The sequence below is a fragment of the Streptomyces sp. NBC_00385 genome (genome assembly GCF_035917155.1).
GTDB lineage: Bacteria > Actinomycetota > Actinomycetes > Streptomycetales > Streptomycetaceae > Streptomyces > Streptomyces poriferorum.
Genome location: NZ_CP107951.1, coordinates 738,267 through 761,279, shown reverse-complemented (window position 1 = coordinate 761,279; position 23,013 = coordinate 738,267). Strand labels below are relative to the sequence as shown.

The 23,013-nt window shown below is 73.2% G+C and carries 20 protein-coding genes; 11 read left to right on the top strand and 9 right to left on the bottom strand.

Annotated features, from left to right (window positions below):
* The first annotated feature begins 86 nt into the window (after nt 1-86).
* Nucleotides 87-860: an IclR family transcriptional regulator gene (locus OG959_RS03320; protein ID WP_326656463.1), complete on the top strand. Its 774-nt coding sequence runs from the start codon at nt 87-89 to the stop codon at nt 858-860.
* Entirely contained in the window at nt 857-1,708 is an 852-nt protein-coding gene (locus OG959_RS03315; RefSeq protein ID WP_326656462.1) for an SMP-30/gluconolactonase/LRE family protein, read from the top strand. Before OG959_RS03320 ends, OG959_RS03315 begins: the two co-directional genes overlap by 4 nt.
* A 58-nt stretch (nt 1,709-1,766) precedes the next feature.
* Here the strand turns inward: OG959_RS03315 and OG959_RS03310 are convergent, their stop codons facing one another.
* The 3 genes from OG959_RS03310 to OG959_RS03300 form a co-directional block, all read right to left on the bottom strand.
* Nucleotides 1,767-2,750 carry a hypothetical protein gene (locus tag OG959_RS03310; RefSeq protein ID WP_326656460.1) on the bottom strand — a complete coding sequence of 328 codons (984 nt, stop codon included), beginning with the start codon at nt 2,748-2,750 and terminating at the stop codon, nt 1,767-1,769.
* 99 nt (nt 2,751-2,849) lie between these two features.
* Complete coding sequence (locus tag OG959_RS03305; RefSeq protein ID WP_326656459.1) at nt 2,850-3,878, bottom strand: zinc-dependent alcohol dehydrogenase; 1,029 nt, start codon at nt 3,876-3,878, stop codon at nt 2,850-2,852.
* Nucleotides 3,875-5,029, bottom strand: a complete 1,155-nt coding sequence (locus OG959_RS03300; RefSeq protein ID WP_306105927.1) for a mandelate racemase/muconate lactonizing enzyme family protein — start codon at nt 5,027-5,029, stop codon at nt 3,875-3,877. The genes OG959_RS03305 and OG959_RS03300 overlap by 4 nt, the downstream gene beginning before the upstream one ends.
* Nucleotides 5,030-5,294: 265 nt before the next feature.
* On the opposite strand from OG959_RS03300, the gene OG959_RS03295 reads away from it, so the two are divergent.
* Together OG959_RS03295 and OG959_RS03290 are read left to right on the top strand one after the other, a co-directional pair.
* On the top strand, nt 5,295-6,545 hold the full coding sequence (locus OG959_RS03295; RefSeq protein ID WP_326656458.1) for an aminotransferase class I/II-fold pyridoxal phosphate-dependent enzyme: 1,251 nt from the start codon (nt 5,295-5,297) through the stop codon (nt 6,543-6,545).
* 38 nt (nt 6,546-6,583) lie between these two features.
* Nucleotides 6,584-7,648 (top strand): MBL fold metallo-hydrolase, encoded by a 1,065-nt coding sequence (locus OG959_RS03290; protein WP_326656457.1) that lies wholly within the window; start codon nt 6,584-6,586, stop codon nt 7,646-7,648.
* A 15-nt stretch (nt 7,649-7,663) separates the two neighbouring features.
* Here OG959_RS03290 and OG959_RS03285 read toward each other — a convergent pair whose 3' ends face one another.
* Nucleotides 7,664-8,293 carry a DedA family protein gene (locus OG959_RS03285; protein WP_326666185.1) on the bottom strand — a complete coding sequence of 210 codons (630 nt, stop codon included), beginning with the start codon at nt 8,291-8,293 and terminating at the stop codon, nt 7,664-7,666.
* On the bottom strand, nt 8,293-9,075 hold the full coding sequence (locus OG959_RS03280) for an MBL fold metallo-hydrolase (RefSeq protein WP_326656456.1): 783 nt from the start codon (nt 9,073-9,075) through the stop codon (nt 8,293-8,295). Before OG959_RS03280 ends, OG959_RS03285 begins: the two co-directional genes overlap by 1 nt.
* Nucleotides 9,076-9,249: 174 nt before the next feature.
* On the opposite strand from OG959_RS03280, the gene OG959_RS03275 reads away from it, so the two are divergent.
* Complete coding sequence (locus OG959_RS03275; RefSeq protein ID WP_326656455.1) at nt 9,250-9,654, top strand: hypothetical protein; 405 nt, start codon at nt 9,250-9,252, stop codon at nt 9,652-9,654.
* 286 nt (nt 9,655-9,940) lie between these two features.
* The gene (locus OG959_RS03270; RefSeq protein ID WP_326656454.1) at nt 9,941-12,067 is read left to right on the top strand and encodes a phage holin family protein; all 2,127 of its coding nucleotides are present in this window, start codon (nt 9,941-9,943) and stop codon (nt 12,065-12,067) included.
* Between the two features lie 17 nt (nt 12,068-12,084).
* Here OG959_RS03270 and OG959_RS03265 read toward each other — a convergent pair whose 3' ends face one another.
* From OG959_RS03265 to OG959_RS03255, 3 genes are all read right to left on the bottom strand, one after another.
* Complete coding sequence (locus OG959_RS03265) at nt 12,085-13,137, bottom strand: LacI family DNA-binding transcriptional regulator (protein ID WP_326656452.1); 1,053 nt, start codon at nt 13,135-13,137, stop codon at nt 12,085-12,087.
* Nucleotides 13,138-13,211: 74 nt separating this feature from the next.
* Complete coding sequence (locus OG959_RS03260) at nt 13,212-13,796, bottom strand: DUF305 domain-containing protein (RefSeq protein WP_326656451.1); 585 nt, start codon at nt 13,794-13,796, stop codon at nt 13,212-13,214.
* A 73-nt stretch (nt 13,797-13,869) separates the two neighbouring features.
* Nucleotides 13,870-14,814: a DUF1996 domain-containing protein gene (locus OG959_RS03255; RefSeq protein ID WP_326656450.1), complete on the bottom strand. Its 945-nt coding sequence runs from the start codon at nt 14,812-14,814 to the stop codon at nt 13,870-13,872.
* A 276-nt stretch (nt 14,815-15,090) separates the two neighbouring features.
* Here OG959_RS03255 and ligA point away from each other — a divergent pair, with 276 nt between their 5' ends.
* From ligA to OG959_RS03230, 5 genes are all read left to right on the top strand, one after another.
* On the top strand, nt 15,091-17,190 hold the full coding sequence (gene ligA / locus OG959_RS03250) for an NAD-dependent DNA ligase LigA (protein ID WP_326666184.1): 2,100 nt from the start codon (nt 15,091-15,093) through the stop codon (nt 17,188-17,190).
* A 244-nt stretch (nt 17,191-17,434) separates the two neighbouring features.
* Nucleotides 17,435-18,268, top strand: coding sequence for a rod shape-determining protein (locus OG959_RS03245; RefSeq protein WP_326656449.1), 834 nt, complete (start codon nt 17,435-17,437; stop codon nt 18,266-18,268).
* A complete protein-coding gene (locus OG959_RS03240; RefSeq protein WP_326656447.1) occupies nt 18,265-18,930 on the top strand; it encodes a hypothetical protein in 666 nt (221 codons plus the stop codon). Before OG959_RS03245 ends, OG959_RS03240 begins: the two co-directional genes overlap by 4 nt.
* 57 nt (nt 18,931-18,987) lie before the next feature.
* Nucleotides 18,988-21,267 (top strand): protein translocase subunit SecD, encoded by a 2,280-nt coding sequence (gene secD, locus OG959_RS03235; RefSeq protein ID WP_326656446.1) that lies wholly within the window; start codon nt 18,988-18,990, stop codon nt 21,265-21,267.
* A gap of 141 nt (nt 21,268-21,408) precedes the next feature.
* On the top strand, nt 21,409-22,152 hold the full coding sequence (locus OG959_RS03230; RefSeq protein WP_326666182.1) for a YoaK family protein: 744 nt from the start codon (nt 21,409-21,411) through the stop codon (nt 22,150-22,152).
* Here OG959_RS03230 and OG959_RS03225 read toward each other — a convergent pair.
* Entirely contained in the window at nt 22,142-22,951 is an 810-nt protein-coding gene (locus OG959_RS03225) for a helix-turn-helix domain-containing protein (RefSeq protein WP_326656445.1), read from the bottom strand. The two genes, OG959_RS03230 and OG959_RS03225, sit on opposite strands and share 11 nt — an antisense overlap.
* Between the last annotated feature and the right edge of the window lie 62 nt (nt 22,952-23,013).

Genomic DNA, 23,013 nt, shown 5'->3' with positions numbered 1-23,013 from the left:
GCCCCGGCAAGTGCGCCACGCTTAGCCTGTGTTCGTGATGCCGGTCATTGGCCGGAATGTCGAACACGAGAGGGTGGTGCACGACCATGGGGCGACTCGTCCCCGCGGTGACCCGGGCGCTGGACGTACTCGAACTCTTCCTCCACGGCGACGGTACGCTCTCCGCGCCCGAGGTGACCCGCAAGCTCCAGCTTCCGCGCACCACCGTCCATGAGCTGCTGACCACGCTCGCGGCCCGCTCGTACCTGGTCACCATCCCCGACCAGCCCGGCCGCTACCGGCTCGGCGTCCGCACCTACCAGCTGGGCAGCCGGTACGCCGAACAGCTCGACCTCGCGGCCGAGGGGCAGCAGGTGGCCCGGCAGGTCGCGGAGACCTGCGGCGAGACCGTCCATGTGGCGATCCTGGAGGGCACCGACGTCATCTACATCGCCAAGGTGGACTCCACCCACGCGGTCCGCATGGTGTCGGCCGCCGGCCGCAAGCTGCCCGCCCACTGCACGTCGGTCGGCAAGATGCTCCTCGCGGCCCTTCCCGAACGGGAGCTCGACGCCCGCCTCGAAGGGCTCGAACTCACCGGGATGACCCCCGACAGCATCACCGACGAAGGGACCCTGCGGGCGGCGCTCGCCTCCGTACGGGAACGGGGCATCGCGGTCGAGCACCGGGAGTCCAACCCCGATGTGAGCTGCGTCGCCGCGCCCGTACGGGACCGGTCCGGCCGGGTCGTCGCCGCGCTCTCCGTCTCCGTCCCCATGATCCGCTGGAGCGAGGAGCGCGAGGCCGAACTGGCCGCGCTCGCCGCCGAGGGCGCGGAGGCGCTCTCCGGCCGGCTCGGACACCACCGGAGGGAGAAGTGAGCCGCCCGCGCCTCGATGTCGCCGTACGGGAGCACGCCGCACTCGGGGAGGGCCCGACCTGGGACCCGGTCGCCGAGCGGCTGATCTGGGTCGACATCCTCTCCGCCCGCATCCACACCTACGACCCCGCGGACGGCCGGCGGACCGTCATGGCCACCGAACAGCACGTCGGCGCGGCCAAGCCACGGGCCGGCGGCGGCCTCGTCGTCAATCTGCGCGACGGAATCGGGCTCTACGACGCGGACGGCGCCTTCCGCTGGCTCGTCCACGACGCCGAACCGGGACGGCGCGGGAACGACGCCGCGGTGGCGCCGGACGGGGCGCTCTGGGCGGGCACCATGCGCTACGACGAGTCCGAGACCGGCGGCAGCCTCACCCGGGTCGCCCCCGACGGCACGGCCACCCGGGTGCTGCCCCTGGTGGCGTGCAGCAACGGCACCGGATGGAGCCCGGACGGCCGGCTGATGTACTACATCGACACGCCGACCCGCCGGATCGACGTCTTCGACGTGGACGGCCACCAGGTCACCGGACGCCGCGCGTTCGCGACCGTGGAGGAGGGCGCGGGCTACCCCGACGGCCTGACGGTGGACGCGGAGGGGGCCGTCTGGGTCGCGCTGTGGGACGGCGCCGCGCTGCGCCGCTACACGGCCGACGGCAGGCTGGACCGCGTCGTCGCACTTCCGGTGCGACGTCCCACGGCCTGCGCCTTCGGCGGCCGGGACCTGCGCGACCTCTACATCTCCACCGCCCGCACCGGCCTCGACGCACCGCACCCGCTCGCGGGGTCGCTGCTGGTCCTGCCGGACGTGGGCCGGGGCCTGCCCGGCACGGCCTTCGCGGGCTGAGGCCCGGGCGCCGGTGGAGCCGGGCGGGTCCGGGATCACGGACCCGCCCGGCGGTGCGTCACCGGGCCGGGAAGCGGCGCAGGGTGCCCGGTAGCCGGGAGCCCAGCGGCGACATGTTCCCGTCGGCGCCGTGCCGGGCCAGCAGATCCAGGACCAGCCGGCCGCGCCGGACCCGCTCGCGGGCCGTCTCCAGGGCGACATCCCGCAGATGGGCGCCGTACGGATAGATCCCGGGCGCCTTGGACAGGCCGAACTTGAGGTAGAGGGGGGCGCCGCGCCTGATCAGCTCGGCCGCCTCGTACATCCGCACATATCCGCCGAGGTCGTCCGGGGCCTCGATGTACAGGTCCATCGGAGCCGCCGAAGCGCGCCGGATCTCGGTGAAGTGAGCGAGCGTCAGATCGGACGGGATGTTCACCGAGTCGGCCCCCAGCTGCTCGTACACGGCGAACGACGCGGGATTCACCGGGCCGACCAGGGCGGACACCTTGAACGTCGTGTCGGCGGGCAGCACGCCCTGCTCACGCAGCCGGTGCAGCGTCCACAGGACTCCCTCGTCCGCCACCAGCAGGCACTTCACGCCGAGTTCGCAGGCGCGCAGCGCGTCCTCGACACAGCCGGCCAGGGCGTCGTGGCCACGGGCGCGCAGCCCGGCCCCGCCCGAATCGGTGCGGAACGAGGCGCCGGTGTCCCAGCTGCCGCGCGGACCCGTGAACAGGCAGAGCTCGATGGAGCGTTCGGCGCAGCCCTCGACCATGTCGGTGATCTCGGTGTCACTGAGCATCCAGACGCCGCTGCCCTGGCTGATCCGGTGCACGGGGACATCGAGCCGCGCGCTCTCCTTCAGTACGACGGACAGCGCTTCGGGGCCCTCCACGGACGGGATCTCGGTCCGCCATGTGCCGCCGTCGGGAAAGGAGTGCGGGGACGCGTCGGCGGGGGAGGCGGCGGGGGCGCCGAGCCCGAGTCCGCTCAGCGCGGGCTCGCCCGGGCGCCGGGCGCCGGTGCGGGGTCCGGACGGGGCAGGGGATACGGAGGTCATGAGCGACCTTTCGTGTTCGGTGGGTCGGACGAGGTTCGGGGAGAAGAGCGACGGGCGGGAAGGACCCGCGGGCCCGGCGTGATCCGGACGGGACAGCCCTCAGGGGCGCATCAGCACCTTGCCCGTCCCCGCGCCGCCGCCCCCGACCAGCGCCACGGCCTCCGCGAACCGCTCCAGCGGGAACTCGTGCGTGATCAGGGCCGCCGGATCGAGCAGCCCCGCGGTGAACGCCCGCACCGCGTACGACCAGGAAGCGGAGGACGCCCCGAACACGCTGCGCACCGTGAGCTGGCTCAGCGACAGGTGCACGGGGTCGATGCCGACGGCCCCCGGCGCGAACATCCCCGTGAGCACGACCCGGCCCCCGCGCCGCGCGAGCAGGCAGGCGTCGGCGGCGGTGGTCGACGCCCCGGCCGTCTCCACCACCAGGTCGTACCGGCCGTGCACCTCCGCGGCCTCCTTCGGCGCCAGGGCCTCGCTCGCCCCGAAGCGCAGCGCCTGGCGGGCCCGTTCGTCCCGCGGATCGATCACCGTGAGCTCGCCGGGAGACACCGCGGCGAGCAGCTGGACCGCGAGCAGCCCGAGCGTTCCCGCACCGACGACGGCGATCCGCTCACCCGGCTCCGGGGATCCGGCCCGAACGGCGGCGGCGACCACGGCCGCGGGCTCCAGGAGCGCCGCCGCGCGCAGGTCCGCGTCGTCGGCCAGCGGGTGCAACAGCCGTGCGGGCAGCACGACATGGTCGGCGAACGCGCCGGGCCGGGTGAAGCCCGTCTCGTCGTACCCCGAGGTGCACAGCGAGGTCTCACCGCTGCGGCACCGCTCGCAGCTGCCGCAGGAACGGAACCCCTCGGCGACCGTACGCCGGCCGGCCAGGGCGGGGTCGACGCCGGCGCCCACCGCCTCGACGGTGCCCGACCACTCATGGCCGGGCACCACGGGGTAGCGCACGTACTGCGGGTCGCGATGACCGTCGTACACCTCGCGGTCGCTCATGCAGATCCCGGCCGCGGCCACCCGCACCCGGACCTCGCCGGGGCCGGGCTCCACGACCGGTCCGTCCGTCAGCCGGTGCTCGCCCGGCCGGTCGATCGTGAGTGCCCGGGAGCGGGCGGGTGTGTCGCTCACTTGGGCTGCCTCTTCTCCCAGCCGTCGGCCCACAGGTCGAAGCGGGCCTGCTGCTGCGGGAATTCGGCGGCCGCGTCGACATCGAGCTCCACTCCGAGCCCGGGGGCGTCGGAGAGCTCGAAGCAGCCGGTCTCCGGGTCGACCTGCGGGGCGCCGCGTACGACCTTCTTGATGTCGGCGTCCGCGAAGTCGTTGAAGTGTTCGAGGATCTTGAAGTTGGGGGTGCAGCCCGCGACCTGGAGGCTGGCAGCCGTCAGCACCGAACCGCCGACGTTGTGCGGGGCGATCAGTGTGTAGTGGGTCTCCGCCGTCGCGGCGAGCTTCCGGGTCTCCAGGATGCCGCCGATGTGGCCGACGTCCGGCTGGATGATGTCGACGGCCTGCGACTCGAAGAGCTCGCGGAACTCGATGCGGTCGTGGATGCGCTCGCCCGTGGCGATCGGCAGGTCGACCTTGCCCGCCACCTTGGCGAGCGCCTTCAGGTTCTCCGGCGGGACCGGCTCCTCCAGCCAGGCCGGCCGGAACGGGGCCATCTCGTGGGCGATTCGCACCGCTGTCGAGGGGCTGAAGCGGCCGTGCATCTCCAGCATCAGCTCGGTGTCCGGGCCGATGGCGTCCCGGACCGCTTCGATGAGCGACACGGAGTACCGGGTCTCCTCCTGGCCCAGCTCGAAGTGGCCCGTCCCGAACGGGTCGATCTTCAGCGCCCGGTAGCCGCGCGCGACGACCGCCGAGGCGGCCTTGTGATAGGCCTCCGGGGTCCGCTCGGTGGTGTACCAGCCGTTGGCGTACGCCTTGACCCGGTCGGTGACCTTTCCGCCGAGCAACTGCCAGACGGGAACACCGAGCGCCTTCCCCTTGATGTCCCAGCAGGCCATCTCGACGACCGCGATGCCGGACATGACGATCTCACCGGCCCGCCCGTAGTCGCCGTACTTCATCCGGCGTACGAGGTCCTCGACGGCGAACGGGTCCGAACCGGAGATGTGGTTGGCCTCCGCCTCGCGCAGATAGCCGATGAGCGCGTCGGTGCGGCCGAGCATCCGGGTCTCACCCACACCGGTGAGGCCCTCGTCGGTATGGACCTGCACATAGGTGAGGTTGCGCCAGGGTGTTCCGACCACATGTGTGCTGATTCCGGTGATACGCACGGGAGTTGCCCCTCGACTTGTTCGATATTTCGGCACTCGTTCGAAATCCTGGCGTGACCGTAATAACGGGGCGGGGCGAGTGTCAATGGGGCCGTCGTGTCGCGGTGCGGTTCCCGGGCCGCCGGGCGGCCTCGCCGAGGCCGTGCTACGACCGTCCGGACGGCTTCGCGGTAGCGCAGGCGCCCCGCTCCATTCCCTCGTATAAAGGGGCGGACACGGCCCGGTCGACGGGCACGGTGACCGAGCGGCGGCGAAGGAGGCCCGGATGGGCCGGGAGCGGACCGGACGTCAGGGGCGCGGCGGGCCAGGGGTCCGCGAGGACCGCGGGCCCGTACGGTACGGACCGCCCGCTCCGGACCCCGGCCTGCCCGTGCTGCCCGCGCTGGCCGAGGTGCTGGCGGCCGCGGCGGGCCGCGGCGCACCCGAACCGGCCGGCGGCTCGGCCGCCCTGCGCGAGGCGGCCCGCGCCTACTGGGACCGGCGCGGACTGCACGGTGGCCCCGAGCACATCGCCGCCGCGCCGGGCACCTCCCCGCTGGTGCTCGCCCTGATCGCCGCACACGGCGGCGACGTACTGGTGCCGCGACCCTGCCCCGCCTCCTGGATCCCGCAGGCCCGGCTGCTGGGCAGGCCCGCCTACCAGGTCCCGACCCCCGCCGAATGCGGCGGCGTGCCCGACCCGTACGCCCTCCTGGAGACCGTACGAAGGGTGCGCGCCGAGGGAGGCAGGCCGCGGCTGCTGCTGATCTCGGTGGTGGACGACCCCACCGCCACGGTCGCCCCGCCGGAACTGGTGCGCGAGGCGTGCGAGGCGGCCGTCGCCGAGGGGCTGCACATCGTCAGCGACGAGACGTGGCGCGACACCCTGCACCGGCCGCACGACACGGTCCTGCTCAGCCCGGCCGAGATGTGCCCCGACGACGTCACGGTCGTCTCCGACCTGGCGGGCGCACTGACCCCGTCGGCCTGGCCGGTGGCCGTCGCCCGGTTCCCGGACACCGCGCGGTCCGCGGTGCGCCACGCCCGTACGCTCGACATCCTCACCGCACTCGGCGCCCTCGTCGCGGGCCCGGTGGCGGCCGCCGCCGCCCACGCGCTGCACGAACCGGACGCCGTCACCGAACGAGTCCGCCGCGCCGCGGCCCTCCAGGCCCGGGTCGCCGCGGCCGCCCACCACGCGGTCCTCGCCTCCGGCGCACTGGCCAGACCCCCGCAGGCGGGCCGTCACCTGTACGCGGACCTCGGCCCGCTGCGCTCCCGGCTCGCCGCCCGCGGGGTCACGGACTCGCTGGAACTGGAGGAGTACCTGACGGGCCGCCTCGGTGCCCCGGCCCCCGGCGGCCACCGCTTCGGCGACGAACTGGGCGCCCTGCGGGTGCGGCTGGGCACCGGATCGCTGCTCGGCGCCACAGCTCGGCAGCAGACGGAGTCCCTCACCGCGGCCGAACCCCTCGAATTGCCGCATGTCGCGGCAGCGCTGAGCATGTTCCGGGCAGCCCTCGACGAACTCCGCTGACACGCTGCGCCGACGCTCTCCGAGACGGGAGTCCCTCCATGACGGAACAGACAGAGCGCTCCCTCGCCCGGGAGCCGCGCATGGTGTCCTGCGGAGAGGTCGTGACCCCGCGCCCCCTCGGAGAGCCGCGGTCCTGGCCCAGCAGCTTCGCCGACCGGCTCACCGCGCCCCTCCCCGGTCTGACGGGCATGTCCCGGCTGGCCCGCGAACACTCCATCCGGCCCAACGCCGAGGGACTGCGTGGCATCCACCGGCTGCCGTACGCCCCCGGGCCGCTCCCCGCCACCCCCGCCGGAACCACCTGCGTCACCTGGGCCGGGCACGCCAGCTGGATCATCCGCACCGGTGGGCTGACCGTGCTCGCCGACCCCGTCTGGTCCCGCCGCATCCTCGGCACCCCGGCCAGGATCACCCCCGTCGGCGTCCCCTGGGACGACCTGCCGACGATCGACGCCGTCGTGATCAGCCACAACCACTACGACCATCTCGACGCACCGACCCTGCGCCGGCTGCCCCGGCACACCCCGCTGTTCGTCCCGGCCGGACTGGGCCACTGGTGCCGCCGCCGAGGCTTCGCCTGCGTCACCGAGCTCGACTGGTGGGAGTCGGCGGAACTGGACGGCGTCCGCTTCGACTTCGTGCCCTCGCACCACTGGTCCAGGCGCACCCTCACCGACACCTGCCGCTCGCTGTGGGGCGGCTGGGTCGTCGAGGACACCACCGGGCCCGGCCGCGGACAGCGGATCTACTTCGCCGGCGACAGCGGATACGGCCACTGGTTCGCCGAGATCGGCCGCCGCCACCCCGGCATCGACCTGGCCCTGCTGCCCATCGGGGCGTACGAGCCGCGCTGGTGGCTCGCCGATGTGCACGCCGACCCGGAGGAGGCCGTGCAGGCGTACGAGGATCTCGGCGCCCGCGCCATGGCGCCCATGCACTGGGCGACCTTCCTGCTCTCCGCGGAGCCCGTACTCGAACCGCTCACCCGGCTGCGCACCGCCTGGCGACGGGCCGGCCACCCGCGAGAGCGGCTCTGGGACCTGCCCATCGGCGGCTCGCGCATCCTCGACACCACGCGCGAACCACGGACCCTCAGCGGCTGACCCGCACGCCGGCTGTCACCGGCCGGACCGGCGGCCACGCAGCCGGTGCCACAGCGCCGGCGCCCCGCTGATCAGCAGCGTCAGGCCCACCGCCGCCACGACGCCCTGCCACGGCTCCGGGAACAGCGAACCGCCGAGAATCCCGATCAGCTGATACGTGGCCGCCCAGGCCAGACACGCCGGCACATCGCCCCGGGCGAACCGCCGCAGCGGCATCCGGCCCAGCAGACACGCCAGCATCACCGGGATCCGCCCCGCAGGCACCAGCCGGGACAGCACCAGCACCATCGCGCCGTGCTCGTCCAGCTTCCGCTGCGCCTGCGCGAGCCGCTCCGGCGCGGCCCGGTCGCTGATCGCCCGCAGCCACTTGGAGCCGTTCTTCGACCGGACCCCGCGCTGCCCCAGCCAGTACAGGCAGATGTCCCCGAGGAACGCCGCGGACGACGCCACCGCGAACACGATCAGCAGCGAGAACGGCGACGACTGATGGAAGGCCACCACGGCCGCCGAGCTCACCAGCGCACCCGTCGGCACCACCGGCACCAGGGCGCCCAGCGCCACCAGCAGGAACAGCGAGGGATAGCCGACCGCCTGCTGCGTCGACTCCGGGGGCAGCGTCGCCGTCTGTCTGATGAAGTCGAGTATCACCCGGCGGCTCCCGGCCGCACGTGCTCGCCGTGTTCCAGCCGGTGCACCGCCACCTCGGGCGCGCGCATCGCCGCCTGCCGGACGAACTCGTCACCCGGCGAGTGGAACTCGTGGGGCCGGACCCCGTCCATCCCGATCGGCCAGTACGTGCCGTAGTGCACCGGCACCGCGGCCCGCGGCGCGATCCGGACCAGCGCCTCGGCGGCGCGCGTCGCGTCGAGGTGACTGTGGCCCAGATACGGCCCCCAGCCGCCGACCGGCAGCAGGGCCACGTCCACCGGACCGACCGCGTCCGCCATGTCGTCGAAGAGCCCGGTGTCCCCGGCGAAGTACGTCCGGGCCTCGCCCTCGACGACGTATCCGAGCGCGGGGGAGCGGTGCGGGCCGACCGGGAGGCGCCGCCCGTCGTGCAGGGCCGGCACCGCCCTGACCCGCACCGCACCGACCCGTACCTCGTCGCCCGCAGCCACCTCGGTGATCCGCAGCCCGCGCATCCTGCGCAGCACCCGGAGCCCCGGCACCGCCCGGACCGCCCCCAGCGGGACGATCAGACGGGCGCCCGGGGTGATACGGGCCAGGGACGGCAGATGCAGATGGTCGGAGTGCAGATGCGAGATCAGCACGACATCGGCGACGGCGGCCACCGGTCCAGGCAGCTCACCGCGCCGCCGCCGCAGATGCGCGAAGCGCCGTACGAAAAGGGGGTCCGTCAGGACCCGCACCCCGGAGTCCTCGATCGTGCACGTGGCATGACCCCACCAGGTGATCTCCACCGGCACCTGCCGCCTCCTGCTCGTCGGACCTGCGACGAGCCTACGGGGCGGACGCCACCCACAGCGGCCCCCGGCGCACCCCGGCCACCTCCGGGCGCCCCCGCCCCGCCCTGACGTGCGCCTTCTGGAACGGGAATCCGGCCGGTAGGGTCGCAGAACGCCTAGCACGGGGGACAGCCAATGGGGGACGTACGCGTGGCGGCCATCGCCAGTCTCACGCCACTGGAGGAACTCGACAGCGATCCGTTCCTCGTGGACACCCGCAGCCAGCACGCCATGTGCGCCCGATGGGCCGCCGACCAGGGCTACGTGGTCACCCGGCAGCTGCGCTTCTACGGACTGCGCCCCGACCACCACGGGCTCTGGGCCGACGTCGAGGGCGGCGAGGTCGAACTCTTCGTCGCCCCCACCGACCGGGTGCTCGCCCGGGCCGTCGCCTCGGTCCCGCAGTTCGCCGCCGAGTGCGAGCGGCGCGGCGTACGCCTGGAGATCGCCGGTCTCGACGAACCGCAGTACAGCGCCCGTACGAAGGCCAGTGTGCACCGCAGGCTCTCCATGCCGACCGCCGGCTACGACGGCTGCTAGGGCCTGTCGTCAGACTGCCGTCGTCGCCCGAAGGGCGGCAGCGCGGCGTCAGCTGCGTGCTCTCGGCGTGCCGGCTCCAGGTCCCTGTACTGGACGTACCGGGGCCTGGGGCCGGTGCGGCGAGAGTGCGTGCATGGCGTCGCGCGGCAGACGGCAGTTTGACGACCGGCCCTAGGGCCGGTCGGCCCCAGTGCCCGGGGCCATCGCGCCACGGCTCGCCGCGCCCGCTGTGAAAGGCTGGGGCGGGGCCCGGAACGGCAGGGCCCGGACGTGAGGTGGCAGCGGCGTGGGTGACGGGCGATGGCGGACAGCCGGAAGCGCCCTGATGCGAGTGATCGTGGTGTGGGGGGTCTCGACGGTCACCCTTCTGGCACTCGCCGGGATTCTGCCGGACTTCCAGCTCCAGTCGGACGACGGCGACAGCGTGACCAAGACCGCGTTCACCGCGGCGTGGGGCGCGGGCGCGTTCGGTCTGCTGTCGGCACTGGTCTGGCCGGTGCTCGTACGGGCCCTGCTCATCGTGCCGGCCTTCGTCCTCGGCATGCTGGTCTTCTTCCTCAACGGCTCGCTGCTCCTGATCGCGCTGTGGCTCATCCCGGACGGGCGGGGCGCCGCCGCCCCGGAGACGGCCGTCGTCGTCGCGGCCGTCATGTCCGCCGTCGCCTCCGCGACCTCCACGGCACTCGCCGTCCATGACGACAACGCCTACCGCCGCCGGCTCTCGCGCCTGGCCCAGCGCCGCCGCCGCCGCAGCGGCACGGGCGGTGCGGGCGGCGAAGGACCGCCCGGCACGGTGTTCATCCAGCTCGACGGCGTCGGCCACGACGTCCTCGCGCAGGCCGCCGCCGACGGCGTCATGCCGACCGTCGCGCACTGGCTGGCCGACACCGAAGGCCACCGGCTCACCCCGTGGCGCACCGACTGGTCCAGCCAGACCGGTGCCAGCCAGCTCGGCATCCTGCACGGCAGCAACCACGACGTCCCCGCCTTCCGCTGGTACGAGAAGGAGACCGGCGACGTCATGGTCTCCAGCAGACCGGCGAGCGCCCTCGAACTCCAGCGCCGTGCCATCGTGCGTACCCACGACGGCGGACTGCTCACCGTGGACGGTGCCAGCCGCGGGAACCTCTTCAGCGGCGGCGCCGACCAGCTCGCCCTCGTCCTGTCCATGGCCGCCCGGCGGGGCAAGGGCCGACGCTCACGGGCCGGCTACTTCGCGTACTTCTCGGACCCCGCCAACGCCGTCCGTACGGCGCTCTCCTTCGTCGCCGAGGTCGGACGCGAGATCGGCCAGTCGACCCGGGCCAGGATCCGTAAGGAGGCGCCCCGGATCAAGCGCGGCGGGCTCTACCCCTTCATCCGGGCCTTCGCGACCGTCGTCGAACGCGACGTGGTGGTCTCCGCAGTCATAGGGGACATGTTCGGCGGACGGACCGCCGTCTACGCCGACCTCGTCGCGTACGACGAGGTGGCCCACCACTCGGGGCCGCGCAGCCGGGACGCCGAGAAGGTCCTCGCCCGGCTGGACCGCTCGCTCGCCCTGATCGTCAAGGTCGCCGAACACACGCCGCGCGACTACCGCGTCGTGCTCCTGTCCGACCACGGACAGAGCCCGGGGGAGACCTTCGCCGGGGTGTACGGGCTGACGCTCAAGGACCTGGTGCGGGCGGGCAGCGGGCTGCCGGTCCCCCGCAGGGCCCAGCGCACACGGAGCGGCTCCGAGGCGCGTGACGCGGTCAGGACCGCGCTCCACCGGCCGGTCGCCGGCGGCGAGGAGAAGCAGCCGACGAAAGCCTCCGACCCGGTCGTCCTGGCCTCCGGCAACCTCGGCCTGATCTCCTTCCCCGACATCGACGGCCGCGCCTCGCAGGAACAGCTCGACCGCCGCCACCCCGCGCTGCTCGGCACGCTCGCCAACCACCCCGGCATCGGCTTCCTGCTCGTACACAGCGAGCACGACGGATCGGTGGTCCTCGGGCGGGACGGCACACGGATCCCCGTGGCGGAGCTGAAGGACGGACAGGGCCCGCTGGCGCCCTTCGGTCCCGGCGCGGCCGACGCGATCCGGCGCACCGACACGTTCCCGCACGTCGCCGATGTGATGGTCAACTCGATGTACGACCCCGGGACCGGCACGGTGCACGCCTTCGAGGAACAGATCGGCTCCCACGGCGGGCTCGGTGGCGAGCAGTCCCGGCCGTTCCTGCTGTGGCCGCGCGAGATGACGGACCCGCTGGAGGCGGTCGCCGCCGAGGGCGGTCGACGGGCGGCCGAGCTGGTCGGTGCGGAAGCCGTGCACCGGGTCCTGCGGCGCTGGCTGCGCGAGGTCTCGGGGCCGCAGGTGCCGGTGCGGACGACCGACGCCGTACGCGGCGCCGACGGGGACGACGCGGGCACGGGCGCGGGAGTCTGACCGCACCCTGGCTCCGGTCAGGCCGACTGCCGCCGGACCAGCGTCGGATGGAAGATCACCGAAGGGGCCGGCGTACCCGGCTTGCCGATCTGCTTGAGCAGCAGCCGGGCCATCTCCGCGGACATCTCCTCCACCGGCTGCCGCACCGTCGTCAGCGGCGGATCGCAGGCCAGGGCGGCACTGCTGTCGTCGAACCCGACGAGCGCGACATCCGTGGGAACGTCCTTGCCGGCCCGCAGCAGCACCGGAATGGCGCCCAGAGCCATCAGGTCCGACGCGATGAACACCGCGTCCAGGTCCGGCCGGTCCGTGAGCAGCCGCCGCATCGCCGCCGCGCCGCCCGCATGCGTGAAGTCGCCCTCGGCGGCCGCCACGTCCCGGATGCCGTGGGCGGCGAGCGCGTCCAGGAAACCGCTGAGCCGCGCCTGACCGGCCGGCATGTCCTGCGGGCCCGACACGGTGCCGATCCGGTGACGGCCCAGCGAGGCCAGGTGATCGGCCGCCAGCTGGGCCCCGGCCCGCTGGTCCGCCTCGACGTAGGTGATCGGCGTCGGTCTGCGGGGCTGCCCGGCGAGTACGGCGGGCAGCCGCGTGTCGTGCAGCAGCCCCGGGAGCGGATCCTCGGCGTGCGACGAGATCAGGACCACCCCGTCGACATGGCCGTGGCGGAGATAGGACAGCAACTGGTCGCGGGACTCCTGGTCGTCGGCCAGCATCAGGACCAGCTGGATGCCCGCCGGACGCAGGACCTCCAGCAGTCCGCTGACCACCCGCCCGAAGTACGGGTCGGAGAACATCCGGCCGACGAAGGGCTCGGACACGGTGCGCCGCTCCCGTTCCGACACGACGAGCGCGATCGAGTCGGTGCGCCGGGTCACCAGGGAGCGGGCCGCACGGTTGGGCACGTACCCGGTGGTGCCCACCGCCTCCTCGACCATCCGCCGCAGCGCCGGATCCACGGTGGTCGCCCCGTTGATCACCCGGGACACCGTCGCCCGCGACACCCCGGCCACCAGTGCGACGTCCTCCAGCGTGGCGGGACGGTCGGGCAGGGGCACGTCGGCAGTCATGCAGTCTTTATACCGGGTGGTACGAGCGGCGCGGAAACGGCCGTGGAAGCCTTGGGTGTACGGCGGCCGGGGCGTCACCCGGTGCGTGACGACAGGCCTGCGAGCCGGTCGAGTTCGGGCCGGCGGGCCGACACCAGGGCGGCGGCGAGCCGCCTGGCGTCCGGGCGGGTGCCGGCTTTCGTCTCGGAGCGCGACACCTGCGCGGACTGGCGCAGATGGTCGCCGATCTGGGCCACGAGAAAGCGGTCGAAGGCCCCGCCCTCGGTGGTGCGGGCCCGTGCGAGATCGTGCTCCGTCACCATCCCCGGCATGTCGTGTCCCTCGTGCACATTGGTGTCCGGCAGTCCCATCCGGGCCAGCAGGGGCCGCAGCCGCGCGAGTTCGCCGTTCTGCGCCGTGCGCAGGGTGGCCGCCCAGCTCCGTATGCGGGGATCGACGGCCCGGTTCGCGGCAAGCGTCAGCAGCGCGACGGCCTGCTCGTTCATCGGTGTCATCAGCTGGACCCAGGCGGCATCCGTCGGATCGGCCGGGACCGAGAGCGGGGGAGCGGACGCGGTGGCGCTCGGCCGGGTGGGCGGCCGCTCGGCGTCCGCAGGGGCCGCACAGCCGGCCAGGAGGAGCAGCAGCGACAGTGCTGCGGTGGTGCGGGCCGCCTTCATCACGAGGTCCTCGGGGAAGGGCCCGCCCCGGGACGCGCTGTCCCGGGACGGGCGTCGGACGGGTGCCGTTCGGTCAGGGGGTGCCGTCGGCACCGCACTTCACGATGGCGTTGATGCAGTCGCGGACGCGCTGCGCCATCTCGGCCTCGGGCCACACGTTGAAGAAGTCGCCGTGCATCGTGTAGCCCCGGCCGGACGCCAGTCGCAACCGGGCCGGGTCACCGTTGACGGGGTACCGCAGCACCTGGCGGAGCTTGGGAACCGGCACCGGGTGGGTCGACGGGCAGTCACCGCCGACGGGGTACGCCATGTGGCTCTTGTGGTCGGCCGAGTCGAGGTCCCGGCCGTTCCAGCACTGCGGGAAGTCCAGATAGGACTCCAGCATCGCGCCCGCCGGACAGTTCACGAAGTCGTGGGACGGGTTGACCTCGCCGTGGTGCAGGCACGACCAGCGCGAGATCGTGTTGTCGTCGGGACCGGTCGCCTTCGCGTTCCCCGCGACGATGCGCAGACCGCGGGGGAAGGGCTGGATCCGCTGGATGACGTCGTCCCGGACCCCTTCGCCCAGGTAGTAGAAGGTCGTGCCGGTGGGTTCGACCTCCTTGTCGCCGTCGTACAGGGTCGGCACCCAGTAGGACGACAGGTCCGTGTCGGGGGCGCAACTGGTCCTGGCCTTCTCCAGGGAGGCGAGGTCGGAGTTGCCGTTCGTCGAGTCGTTGCCGAAGAAGCTGTGCATGTGCGAGGCCCCGGGCAGACCCGGGAAGACGATCGGGTCGTCGGGGGCCCGGTGGGTGTACGGGCACTCGGCGAGGAACTCGGCCACCCGTACGACGTCAGCAGCCGCCTTGGGAGAGGCCGGGGCCTCGGCCGCCGTGGTGGGCCCGGCGGACGCGTTGCCGTTGGTGGCCTGGAGGAAGGACAGGGCGAGCGCGGCGGCGACGAGCGCCGCGGTGCGGTACCGCCGGGGTGTTCTGCGGTGGGTGTCTTCGCCGGTGCGTCGATGAGGGAAGAAGAGCACGGCACTCCTGTTCGGGGGAAGTGGGGTTCCTTGACGATGCGAGAGAGCGCTCTCTCGGAGGAACGTAGAAGCGTGTCTCGGGCATGTCAATAGAAGGCGCGGACCTGCAATTCCCTTCCCCTTGAACCTAGTTGACGGGCCTCTGACCTGGGAGAGCGCTCTCTGAGGTGAGGTATCGACGGATGGCACCGCATAGGGGACGGACGGTGCTCCGAGGCCGCCCCGGAGCGGGCCACGGAGGCCATGACCAGGGCGTTGTCAGTGGTGGACGGCAAGATGGGGGCCATGACGAACTCAGCTGTTGTGCTCGCCGATACCGCCGCCTACGCCGCCGCGGTCGAAGAAGCGTCGCAGGCCGCCGCCGCGTACTACGCCACGGGCGAGAGCGCGCTCGACGACGATGCGTACGACCGGCTGGCGCGAGGGATCGCCGCGTACGAACAGGACCACCCGCAGGAGGTGCTGGCCCAGTCGCCGACCGGCAAGGTGGCCGGTGGTGTGGCGGTCGGGGACGTGCCGCACACGGTCCCGATGCTCTCCCTGGACAACGTCTTCTCGGCCGAGCAGTTCGCCACCTGGACCGCGTCGCTGGAGCGCCGGATCGGCAGGCCGGTCACCGCCTGGAGCGTCGAGCCGAAGCTCGACGGGCTCGCGGTCGCGGCCCGTTACCGCACCGGCCGGCTGGAGCAGCTGATCACCCGTGGCGACGGCACCGCCGGCGAGGACGTGTCGCACGCGATCGGCACTGTCGCCGGACTGCCCCGGCAGCTCGCCGAGCCGGTCACGATCGAGATGCGCGGCGAGATCCTGATGACGGCCGAGCAGTTCGAGCAGGCCAACACGCTCCGCACGGAACACGGCGGCGCGCCCTTCGCCAACGCGCGCAACGGGGCGGCGGGCACCCTGCGCGCCAAGGACCGTCCCTACACGGTGGAGATGACGTTCTTCGCGTACGGCGCACTGGCGCTGCCCGACTCGGGGGAGCTCACCGCCACGCTGGCCGAACTGCCCCACACCGACACCCTCGGATATGTCGCGGGGCTCGGTGTGCACACCGCGGCGGACACCGCGGTCGCGCCGCTCACCGTCGCCACCGTCGGGGACGTCCAGGCACGGGTCGAGGAAGTGGCCTCGCTGCGGGCTTCGTTGCCCTTCGGTATCGACGGCATCGTCATCAAGGCGGACCTCGCCGCCGACCGGCGCGACGCCGGATCCGGCACCCGGGCACCGCGCTGGGCCATCGCGTACAAGCTGCCGGCCGTCGAGAAGGTCACCCGCCTGCTCGGCGTCGAGTGGAACGTGGGCCGTACCGGCATCATCGCCCCGCGCGCCGTGCTGGAGCCGGTCGAGATCGACGGATCGACCGTCAGCTACGCCACCCTGCACAACCCGGCCGACATCACCCGCCGTGATCTGCGGATCGGCGACCATGTGATGGTCTACAAGGCGGGCGACATCATTCCCCGCATCGAGGCCCCCGTCGCCCACCTGCGGACCGGTGACGAGCAGCCGGTCGTCTTCCCGGAGGCGTGCCCGCAGTGCGGTTCCGAGATCGACACCAGCGAGCAGCGCTGGCGCTGCGTCCGGGGCCGCGACTGCCGTCTGGTGGCCTCCATCTCGTACGCGGCGGGGCGCGACCAGCTCGACATCGAGGGCCTCGGCGCGACCCGGGTGGTCCAGCTCGTCGACGCCGGGCTGGTCGCCGACTTCGCCGACCTGTTCACCCTGGAGCGCGACCAACTGCTCGCCCTGGAACGGATGGGCGAGACCAGCACCGACAACCTCCTGGCCGCGATCGACGCGGCACGCGCCCAGCCGCTCTCCCGGGTGTTCTGCGCACTCGGTGTGCGGGGCACCGGGCGCTCCATGTCCCGGCGGATCGCGCGCTACTTCGCGGACATGGACCGGATCAGAGCCGCCGACGCCGAGACGCTCCAGCGGGTCGACGGCATCGGCAAGGAGAAGGCCACCGGCGTCGTCGCGGAACTGGTGGAGCTGGCCCCGCTGATCGAGAAGCTGGTCGCCGCCGGGGTCACCATGACCGAGCCGGGCGCGACCCCGCCGCCGGAGCCGGGCGAGGAGGGCGAGGCGGAGGAGGGTGGCAGCGCGGACGGGCGGCCGCTGGACGGGATGACCGTGGTGGTCACCGGAGCGATGACGGGGGCCCTGGAGAAGCTCTCGCGCAACCAGATGAACGAGCTGATCGAGCGCGCCGGCGGGAAGTCCTCCTCCAGCGTCTCCAAGCGCACCACACTTTTGGTCGCCGGTGAGAAGGCGGGGTCCAAGCGCACCAAGGCGGAGGACCTGGGCGTGCGGATCGCCGGCCCTGAGGAGTTCGCCGAACTGATCGCGGAGTTCCTGCCGTCCGAGGGGTGACGGCGCGAGGCCGCCGGGCAGGGGGAGCCCGGCGGCCGAAGGCGCGGGCGGCCGCGCGTACGGAACCATTACTGCCCCCGCCGCGTCCCCCTGGCACCACGCGGCATGCCCCGTCCTTCGATTCGGGGAGGGAGTGGCTTTCTTTGCCTCCCTATTGCATAGTGAGGGTTCGGCCATGCCTCGCTATGTGCGGGTCAATGGGTGTGTGTGAACGGCCGCGTGAGCGGGCCGGGGGTGAGGGGCGATGCGTTCTTTGCGCGACGGACAGCGACAGGCTCGTTCCGTTCACCGGCACCACGGGCAGCAGCACCGGGGCCTCACCCGCGGCCTCGCGCTCGACCTCGGCAGTTCCCGCACGCGCGCCTGGATCCCCGGGGAGGGCGTCGTCGCGGACACCGGATCCGACCCCGCCGCTGACTACGGGCACGGCAGCCGTCCGGTCCGGCGCGGACGCATCATCGACGCGGAGTCCTGCGGCCGGATGCTCGGCCGGATTGCCGAGACGGCGCTGGGCGCCGACCGCAGCGACACGGTGATCGTCCTCAGCCACCCCGTTCTCGCCGGATCCGGACACCGCGCAGCCGCCCGGGACCTCCTCACCGCGCTCGGCCCGTCGCGCGTCATCGTCCTCGACAGCGCGAGAGCCGCAGCGGCCTGCGCGGGACCGCGGGACGGCGGCCCGCTCCTCGTCGTCGACATCGGCGCCGACCTGACCGAGGTGACCCTCCTCGTCGACGGAAGGGTCCGTGACGCGCGCCTCGCCGAGACGGGGACCAGCGACCTGGAGCCCGGTGAGGCACCCACCGCCGTCGTCCGGGCCGTCATCGACATGGTCATGGGGATGTGGCGGCAGGACCGGCACGGCGCGCTGCTCGGAGCCCTGCGCCGGGGCCCGTTGCTCGCCGGAGGCGGTGCGCTGCGCCCGGACGTCACCAACCGGGTAGCGCTCCGCCTCGGCGTCCCCCTCCGGCTCACGGACGACCCGGCGACCACGGTCGTGCGCGGTGCCGGGCTGATCCTCAGCTCCGTGCTCCGCCACGCCTCGGCCGCACCGGCCCTGCCCGGCCGATCCGGGTGAACCCACTCCCGGGGCCGCCCCCGGGGAACGCGCCCCCCGGGAGCAGGCCGGACGCCCCGGCGCACCGCGGACGCACGGCGGCGGCACGGCAGTTCCTCGCCGCGCTGCTCCTCGCCGTGCTCGCCGTCGCCGGCGGCGCACCCGTGGCCGCCGGAGCCGGCCTCCCCGTCCGCTCACCGGCCGGACCGGCAGCCACGGCCGAAGGCCCGGCCGGAAGCCGTCCGTCCCCCGCCCACACCGACCGCTCCCCGCGTACGGACCGCACCGTGCGGACCCACCCGGCAGGCCGGACGCCGGGCGCCCGCGACCCACGCGATGCCCGCGACACGCGCGAAGCCCTCCGCCGCACCGGTGCCGCCACCGCCGCGGGTGCCCACCGTCCGGGACCGGCAACGGGACCGCAGCCGTGGGCCGCCGCGGAGCATCCCCGTACCCCGCAGCACCTTCCGCCGCCCGGACCCGGCACCCTGCCACCGCTCCCGCCCGGGATCCCGCTACCGCACCCCGTCCCCCTTTCCGCGCCCGTCCCGCCCTCCGTAGCCGCCGAGCGTTTCCGCGCGGCGCTCCCCGGTGTGCGCGGGCCTCCGAGGGCCGCCGTTCCCCGGCCCGGGGACCACTCACCGGTCCCGATCTCCAACACCGTGCCGCTTCCGCCGTCCTGACGCCCCTCGCGGCGACCGGGGAGGGGCGGGTGCGGCCGCCCCTCGGAGGAATCACGCATGACCCGCGCCACCACGGTGCGGGCAGTTCTGGCTGCGGCCGTGCTGCTCGTCTCCGTGCTCATCACGCTGACCATGTCCCCCAGACTCGGCCTCGATCTCCAGGGCGGCACCCGCATGGTGCTGCAGGCCAAGGACTCCGACACCGCGAAGGCCGACCGGGAGAGCACCGACCGCACCCTGGAGGTGCTGCGCAAGCGCATCGACTCGCTCGGTGTCACGGAGCCGACCCTGACCCGTTCCGGCGAGGACCGGATCATCGTCGAACTCCCGGACGTCCAGGACCCGCGCAAGGCCGCCGACGTCATCGGCAGGACCGCCCAGCTCACCTTCCACGCCGTCCAGGGCCCCGGCGACCCGGCCGGCGACAAAACGGTGCTCCCCGACGAGGAGGGCAGCACCCTCGCGCTCGGCCCCGCCGCGATCTCGGGCGCGGGAGTCAAGGAGGCATCCGCCGCGTTCGACGCCCAGCAGGGCGCGGGATGGTCCGTCTCCCTCGACTTCCACAAGGACGCCGGCCGGGACTGGACCCGGCTGACCGGCGACGCGGCCTGCCACCCCGTCCAGGACGAAAGGCGCCGCGTCGCCATCGTCCTCGACAAGAAGGTGATCTCCTCGCCGCAGGTCTCCCCGACCGTCGCCTGCAACACCGGGCTGCCTTCCGGATCGACCCAGATCACCGGCTCCTTCAGCGCCGGCGAGGCCCGTGAACTCGCCCTGCTGATCCAGGGCGGAGCGCTGCCCGTGCCCGTCGAGATCGTCGAGCAGCGGACGGTCGGCCCGACGCTCGGCGCCGATGCCATCGACGCCAGCGCACGCGCCGCCGTCATCGGGGCCGCGGCCACGGCGCTGTTCATCACCGTCGTCTACCGGCTCTTCGGCGCCCTCGCCGCCGTGGCCCTCGGCGCCTACGGGGTGATCTCGTACGCCGCGCTGGTCGCGCTCGGCGTCACTCTCACCCTGCCCGGCCTGGCCGGGTTCGTCCTGGCCATCGGGATGGCGGTCGACGCGAACGTGCTGGTCTTCGAACGGGCCAGGGAGGAACACGCGCTGCGCCCGGGCAAGTCGCTGCGCACCTCGCTCACCGCCGGGTTCCGGCACGCCTGGAGTGCCGTCGCCGACTCCAACGTGACGACGCTCATCGCGGCGGGCCTGCTCTTCTTCCTCGGCTCAGGCCCGGTCAAGGGCTTCGGCGTCACCCTGGGCATCGGCGTCCTCGCGTCGATGTTCTCCGCGCTCGTCATCGCCCGCGCCCTCACCGAGACGGCGGCCCGCTCACGGTTCGTCAGTGACTACCGGGGTGTCAACGGCATCGCGAGTCCGGGCCGGGTCCGGAGCTGGATCAACCGCCGTGATCCGCAGCTGATGCGTTCCCCCCGGCGCTGGCTGCTGATCTCCGCCGTCCTGATCGCGGTCGCGGTGGCGGGCATCCTGGTGCGCGGCGTCAACCTGGGCGTCGAGTTCACCGGCGGCCGGCTCGTCGAGTACTCCACCAGCCGCCCCGTCGACGTGGAGAGCGCGCGTACCGCACTGGCCGGTGCGGGCTTCGGCGACGCCGAAGTCACCACGGCGGGCGCCGGCGACATCTCCGTGCGCACCGGAGACCTCGACAACCACGACGAGTACGCCCTGCGCGCCGCCCTCGCCGAGGAAGGCGGCGAGACCACCAAGGTCCGCGACGAACTCATCGGGCCCAGCCTGGGCGACGAGCTGCGGCGCAACGCCCTGATCGCCCTGGCCATCGCGGTGCTCGTCCAGCTGGGGTATCTGGCGATCAGGTTCCGATGGACGTTCGCCGTCGCCTCCGTCGGGGCGCTCGTCCACGACGTCGTCATCCTGGTCGGGGCCTTCGCCTGGCTGGGACGCACCGTCGACGGCATCTTCCTGGCGGCGCTCCTCACCGTCATCGGGTACTCCGTCAACGACTCCGTCGTGGTGTTCGACCGGGTCAGGGAGCTGTGGGCGAAGGCCCGTGGGAAGCCGCTGTCCGACGTGGCGAACCGGGCGGTCCTGCAGACCGTCCCCAGAACCGTCAACACGGGGATGGGCGCCCTGTTCATCCTTGTCGCGCTGGCGGTGCTGGGCGGCGACTCCCTCGCGGACTTCGCCCTCGCCCTGCTGATCGGCATCGTCGTGGGGACGTACTCGTCGGTCATGACGGCCGTCCCCGCCGCCCTTCTCCTGGAGCGCGGCAGCAAGGCCCCGCCGCCCGCGCACACCCGGCGCAAGAAGTCCGGGGCCGGGCGCCGCGATCCTCTCGACAACGGGGCCCGCGTGTAGCTCCGAGCCCTGCCGGGCCGTCGTCCCTGCGCCGTTCGAGCGGCGCGGGTACGACGCGCCCGGTCGCGCCCATGGCTGGGGACACGACGGGACCATCCTGATCAACCGTCCCGCGATCGGAGCGCGCCCGTGCCGATGCCCGTGCCCGTAGTGCTGCGTGAGGCATGGACCACGCTCGTACCGGACATGAACGACCGGCACGGGCCGCTGCCGCCGCTGATGCTCGCCCTGACCGTCGTCACCGGGCTGGTCGATGCCGTCAGCTATCTGGAACTGGGCCGGGTCTTCGTCGCGAACATGACCGGGAACGTGGTCTTCGCCGGGTTCGCCTTCGCCGGAGCCCCCGGATTCTCCCTGGTCGCCTCGTTCGTCGCGCTCGGCGGGTTCGTGGCCGGGGCGGTGACCGGGGGACGGTTCGTCCACCGGTCCCACGCACACCGCGGCCGCATGCTGCTGCACGCACTGTGCGCGGAGACGGCGTGCGTCCTGGCGGCTCTCGTCGTCACGCTCGTCTCGGGCAGCCCGTACACCGGCGGTGTGCGCTTCACCCTCATCGCGCTGCTCGCCCTGGGCCTCGGTCTGCAGAACGCCGTCGCGCGGGCACTCGCCGTTCCCGACCTCAAGACGACCGTGCTCACCCTGACCATCACCGGTATCGCCTCCGACGGACGGCTCGCCGGAGGGCCCGGCAGCAAGGCGGGACGCCGGGTCCTCTCGGCGGCCGCCATGCTGGCCGGAGCTCTCGTCGGCGCCATGGGCGTCCTGCACGGGCACCCGGTCCTGCCGCTTGTGCTGGCCGTGGTGATCCTCGCCGTGGCCTGCCTGGCCGCCTGGGTCCTGGCCCGGGCCGACGCCCCGTGGACCCGGCCCGTAGTCAGTCGATGAGCGACCGCAGATACGCGGCGGTGGCCGCGTCCGCCGGCAGCAGCGTCTCGATGGCCAGCTCCGCGACCGTCACGTCCATCGGGGTGTTGAACGTGGCGATGGAGGCGACGAAGGAGAGCACCCGTTCTCCGTGCTCGATGACCAGGGGCAGGGCGAAGGGCACCGAGGACGAGGGCGCGCAACGGTCCGCTTCACCCGCCGCCCCGTCCGGGACGGGATAGCCCGCGACCTCCTCGTACAGCGCACGCAGTTCCGCCGAACGGACCAGCGCGATCTGACGCTCCATCTGGGCCAGCAGATCGGCCCGCCACTCCCGCAGATTCCGGATGCGCGGGGCCAGGCCCTCCGGGTGCAGAGTGAGCCGCATCGCGTTCAGTGGCGGGGCGAGCAGATGCTCCGCCACCCCGTCCAGCATCCGGGTCATCCCCTGATTGGCCGCCACCACGGTGTACAGGCCGTCGACGACGAACGCCGGATACGGGTCGTACCCCTGAAGCAGCCGCTCCATGCCCTCCCGCAGCGCCCCCATCGCCGGGTCGTCGAGCGCGGTCTCCGTGAAGCGTGGGGCGTAACCGGCTACCACCAGCAGGGCGTTGCGTTCCCGCACCGGCACGTCCAGATGGCCGGCCAGCCGCAGCACCATCTCCTCGCTGGGGCGGGAGCGGCCCGTTTCGATGAAGGAGATGTGCCGGGCCGAGGAGTCGGCCCGCAGCGCCAGCTCCAGCTGGCTGATCCGGCGTCGCTCCCGCCAGCTGCGCAGCAGCGGCCCTACCCCCGTGTCAAGCGCGACAGTTGTCATACCGAGACCGTAACGTCACCGGCATCGTCGACCGATACCCCCGAGTGAGACCGACACCCGCT